Here is a 4116-nt window from a genome sequence, read left to right as displayed (position 1 = left end):
CGCTAATAGGCTTTAACTTATCCAGGGCTACGCCGCTGTGCTCGCGGATAGCGGTGACGATACCAATAGTCTGACGTTGGCCAAACGGAACACGCACCCGACCCCCAACCACCGGCGCGCCGTTAGCGGGTAAAAGGTAATCAAAGGTCCGAGCCAGTGGCACCGGTAATGCGACGTTTACAACGGGCATGCATTCATCCTGGGTGTCAAAAAAGCGCTAATAGTGTACACTGTGTTGACTTTGATGTACGGATTATGTTTGCAAAGATTGATAGCATTCTTTAATGACTCACCGCCTTTGATGTCGTTCTGCATCAAAGATATAAACTCCATTCGCGTGGTGTCTGGCTAAAGAGACCGGATAGCGACGCGGCTTTATGAAGAGGTTTTCCATGCAAAAAGATATCCACCCGAAATACGTAGAAATTACTGCAACCTGTTCATGCGGTAATGTCATCGAGACCCGCTCTACCCTGGGCCACGACCTGAATCTGGACGTATGCGGCGCTTGCCATCCGTTTTATACTGGTAAACAACGTGTTGTTGATACTAGCGGTCGTGTTGATCGCTTCAACAAGCGTTTCAGCATTCCGGTCGGCAAAAAATAATTGTCCCTACTAAAAGAAAAAAAGGCGCCTCGGGCGCCTTTTTTATAATCATCTTAACGTTTAGATAAATTGTGTTATTGGTCTTTTCTTGGTTTAGCCACTACTTTGAATCGCGATACAATTTTCATTGTTTTTTGGCTAAAAAAACCGATATTGGGATTTTCTCGCGCCCGGCGAAAGAGTAACTCTATCCTTTCATATTAAATCCGTCGCATTTTTCATAGCGATAAATCATTGCTGACTAATAAGGCCTATCCTGAAGTCTATCTACTCCATATTGATACTCGATGGTTAATTCCTTAATAAGTGCGCGGATAAATAAGGAGTTTACCTTATTACTGTAGCTCTAAAATCGTCTGCACTTATTACATTATAATATCGGTGTAAATATAATTATTAAAAATAATAAGGCACTGATAAATTTAATTATCTGCGATGTGGTAACTTAATTTATCCTGTGTTGATAAATACTAAATACTAAATACTAAATACTATAACAAATTTAATCTAAAAAGATTAATTTTTAACTAAAAACTTCGCATGGAGATAAAAGAAAAATAAATAGCTAAAATCAATTTATTATCATATTGAAGGATCATGAATAAAACATTCTATGTGATTCTTATATTCTTGAATTTATAGTAATATTCCTATATTCTCCCAGTCATCTCAATACACAATTTATATATAGGTTAGTGTAATTGCAATTAATACGTCTATCAAAAAAATACCTTGAAATTTGATTTTTCTGAGGCATTAGATCATCTCTTTCCGTGAATGATACTATAACTACGTCAGGTATTTTCCAGCATATATTGGATATTTTGAAATTTATCGGCATATGTCAAGAAAGGGAAAATATGTACACGATAATTATGGATAGAATGGCCGAAGATTTCGGATGGCACAAATATTACTCAGCCTAAGGATATCACCTTACATGATGTCATGTGGTGTGAAGTCTCATTCAAACTTCCGATGATTGGTAGCGATGAAACAAAAGTGACGGTGGAAGTACGAGAAGGCAGTCATTTGATTTATCATAACATTGATATCCAGGCATACCATAAAGTATGCCTGGAATTATTGCTCAGAAAAGAGTTACAGCTTGCCCAAGATCCAATTATTTTGACTGAAAAAGGTAAGGAACCTTACCGACGTTAATCTAGCACAGGATAATATGGTCGGTATTGACCGATCCGGTGCTGAATTGGTCAGCGATAATTTGACATAGGCTAATTTTTTCGAGTCCGGATGAACGATGCCTACCTGACCCAGATCGATTTATCTTATGTTAACCTAGTCTAGGCGAATTTTACCAGTGCAGAACTTATCGATGCCGATTTGACCTTCGATAAACTGAATTGTAGTTATTTGACGGACGCGGATTTTACCGGCGTCAATTTGATCTTTGCTAACTTAAGTCAAGTAGATATTAAATATGTTAACCTTAGCAAAGAAAAATTCCCGTCGCTAAAATATAGACAAATAATGTCTACATACATTATAAATAATGTAATCAAAGATCTTAACGTTGCTCGTTGAGAGTTTTATGATCGCGTCAAACGTGACTTTTCTCATCCCCTTGAGCATGAATAAAATCTTTATCGTATTAGATACTTCTTTTGGCAGAATGTAAATGTTATAACTTTAACTGTGTATGAAAAACAGGTAATAGGTTTTCATCTCTATCATTCTCTCCATTTGATGTGTAAATAACTTTATAGAGGATATTGATTGAAATTGTTAGTATTAACAGCCTTCGTTATAATTTGTATATGAAATCGATAGATGATTGACATATAGCGTTGCGAATTATAGACAATTCTGGTGCAGCAGAGACAAGTCTTATCACGAGTATAAAGCGAGGTAGACAATGTTTCAAAAATTATTGGCCGCTGCACGGTGCTTCACAAGCCACGGTAAAAAATATATTATCGATAATAGAGAACGATTATCGCTCCCTATTGCATCTCTCTCCGTGAGATGTGCTAAAGATTTTCCCATGGATCACGTTGTTCTCTTTCGTTGACTATTTACCTGTTATCTTAAAACAGTCAGCTAGATCATCGGTTGTCCAACTGGAGATAATATAAACCGGTTAGTCAGGCAACAGCGGTAAGCCGTCGTCAGTTTGAATGCCGCCCGGCAAGGTTAGAAAATTTTAATGAGAACATGTCATAGGACAGTAGAGGATATATGCATAAAAAAGAAGATAGCGATAGAGCAACCCCACGAGTATACGCTTGCTGAGTGAGTTGGTACACACAGCCCAGAGACTTTGATATTCCTCAGTCAAATTGACTATGCCTCAGCACAGCTAGAGCTGATGCTGCGGGTCATGGGCAGCAGACAGGACCAAGATAAAGTCCGTCCTGATTTGAGGCACCCGCTTGGCGTACGCGGGTGGTAAGTAAAGAGTAGCGTATTGATTAGCGCCTAATCAGGCACTCTACCCGCTGTGTATGGGAGAGGTAAAGGCACCAATGACCTTCGTTGATGCCGGTTAACTCTCGGCGGTGGTCCTGGTCATGTGCTTCATGAGCGCCGTGGTAGGTTTACTCGCTGTTAATATTCCCAAATTTCGGGGTCGATCCCCATCTTGCGCATCATATCTTTCGCCGCTTCTGGGATTTCGTCTTTTCGCTCTTTACGTAGATCGTGGTCGTCCGGTAGCGGTTGGCCAGTAAAAGCGTGCAAAAACGCTTCACACAGCAGCTCACTGTTGGTGGCATGGCGCAGGTTGTTAACCTGGCGCCGGGTTCTTTCGTCGGTCAAAATCCTAAGAACTTTCAGTGGAATGGATACCGTTATCTTTTTGACCTGCTTGCTTTTTTTACCATGTTCAGCATAAGGGCTGACATATTCACCTTTCCATTCCGTCATGGGATACCTTAATGTCTCAACGAATGAATATAAATTGTAAAAAGTTCGATAATTATCCCGTATATACGGGAAACGCTTTACTTAATGCCGGCTAAATTTTCTTTTTATCACCATTCCCTATTGTTTCGCACTCGACCCCGCCTTTCGCTTGCGTTACAACATATGAAATGGATTTTAACTGTTTAATTCAGCATAATTTTAGCGGTTATTGTTGCTGTGCTCAATATATACGTAAAGAAGTTTAGATGTCTAGATTTATTGACGTCTATCTTTGCGCAGTTTACTCTATCACTTCACTTTTAGCATTTGTCAGGATGTGACACTATGACGCGCAAGCAGGCTACTATCGCAGTTCGCAGCGGGCTGAATAACGACGAGCAATTCGGTTGTGTTCGTCTCACTAATTACCCCTTGGGCACCAATAATTTTACCGACTTCAACCAGTGGCTCGCCCACGACTACTCCTGCTGCGGTGACCCGACTCGCGATCGCGATGTGGTGCAGCTGGCGCTGGCGGAACTGGAGGGCGGTACAGGAGCGGTAATGACCAGCAGTGGATTTGGTATGCACGGTTTTTCTCAAACTCGGTGATCTGCTGGTGGGGGCGGCCCCATGACTACTA

Annotated in this window: 6 protein-coding genes and 1 pseudogene; 5 read left to right on the top strand and 2 right to left on the bottom strand. The window is 40.7% G+C overall.

Annotation, left to right across the window (positions count from 1 at the left end):
• The coding region (locus BG74_RS17990) for a primosomal protein N' family DNA-binding protein (RefSeq protein WP_244267442.1) at positions 1-190 on the bottom strand (190 nt) is incomplete at its 3' end.
• A gap of 202 nt (positions 191-392) precedes the next feature.
• On the opposite strand from BG74_RS17990, the gene rpmE reads away from it, so the two are divergent.
• The 4 genes from rpmE to BG74_RS19860 all read left to right on the top strand — a co-directional run bounded on the left by rpmE (position 393) and on the right by BG74_RS19860 (position 2153).
• Entirely contained in the window at positions 393-608 is a 216-nt protein-coding gene (gene rpmE / locus BG74_RS07900; protein WP_066597676.1) for a 50S ribosomal protein L31, read from the top strand.
• A gap of 773 nt (positions 609-1381) precedes the next feature.
• Complete coding sequence (locus tag BG74_RS19865) at positions 1382-1534, top strand: hypothetical protein (protein WP_369678541.1); 153 nt, start codon at positions 1382-1384, stop codon at positions 1532-1534.
• Entirely contained in the window at positions 1488-1772 is a 285-nt protein-coding gene (locus tag BG74_RS07895) for a hypothetical protein (RefSeq protein WP_369678543.1), read from the top strand. The genes BG74_RS19865 and BG74_RS07895 overlap by 47 nt, the downstream gene beginning before the upstream one ends.
• A gap of 180 nt (positions 1773-1952) precedes the next feature.
• Positions 1953-2153 carry a pentapeptide repeat-containing protein gene (locus BG74_RS19860; protein WP_066597673.1) on the top strand — a complete coding sequence of 67 codons (201 nt, stop codon included), beginning with the start codon at positions 1953-1955 and terminating at the stop codon, positions 2151-2153.
• Positions 2154-3176: 1023 nt separating this feature from the next.
• Here the strand turns inward: BG74_RS19860 and metJ are convergent.
• Complete coding sequence (metJ, locus tag BG74_RS07885) at positions 3177-3494, bottom strand: met regulon transcriptional regulator MetJ (RefSeq protein ID WP_066597670.1); 318 nt, start codon at positions 3492-3494, stop codon at positions 3177-3179.
• Positions 3495-3818: 324 nt separating this feature from the next.
• On the opposite strand from metJ, the pseudogene BG74_RS07880 reads away from it, so the two are divergent.
• A pseudogene (locus BG74_RS07880) lies at positions 3819-4095 on the top strand (PLP-dependent transferase); the annotation flags it as partial.
• Between the last annotated feature and the right edge of the window lie 21 nt (positions 4096-4116).

This window comes from Sodalis-like endosymbiont of Proechinophthirus fluctus, from assembly GCF_001602625.1.
GTDB lineage: Bacteria > Pseudomonadota > Gammaproteobacteria > Enterobacterales > Enterobacteriaceae.
The sequence above is the reverse complement of the archived record's forward strand: the minus strand, read 5'-3'. Positions and strand labels throughout refer to the sequence as shown.

What these genes read in the sequence shown, in the direction of transcription:
- rpmE (WP_066597676.1), top strand. Translation starts at nt 393, where the DNA reads ATGCAAAAAGATATCCACCCGAAATACGTAGAAATTACTGCAACCTGT.
- metJ (WP_066597670.1), bottom strand. Translation starts at nt 3,494, where the DNA reads ATGACGGAATGGAAAGGTGAATATGTCAGCCCTTATGCTGAACATGGT.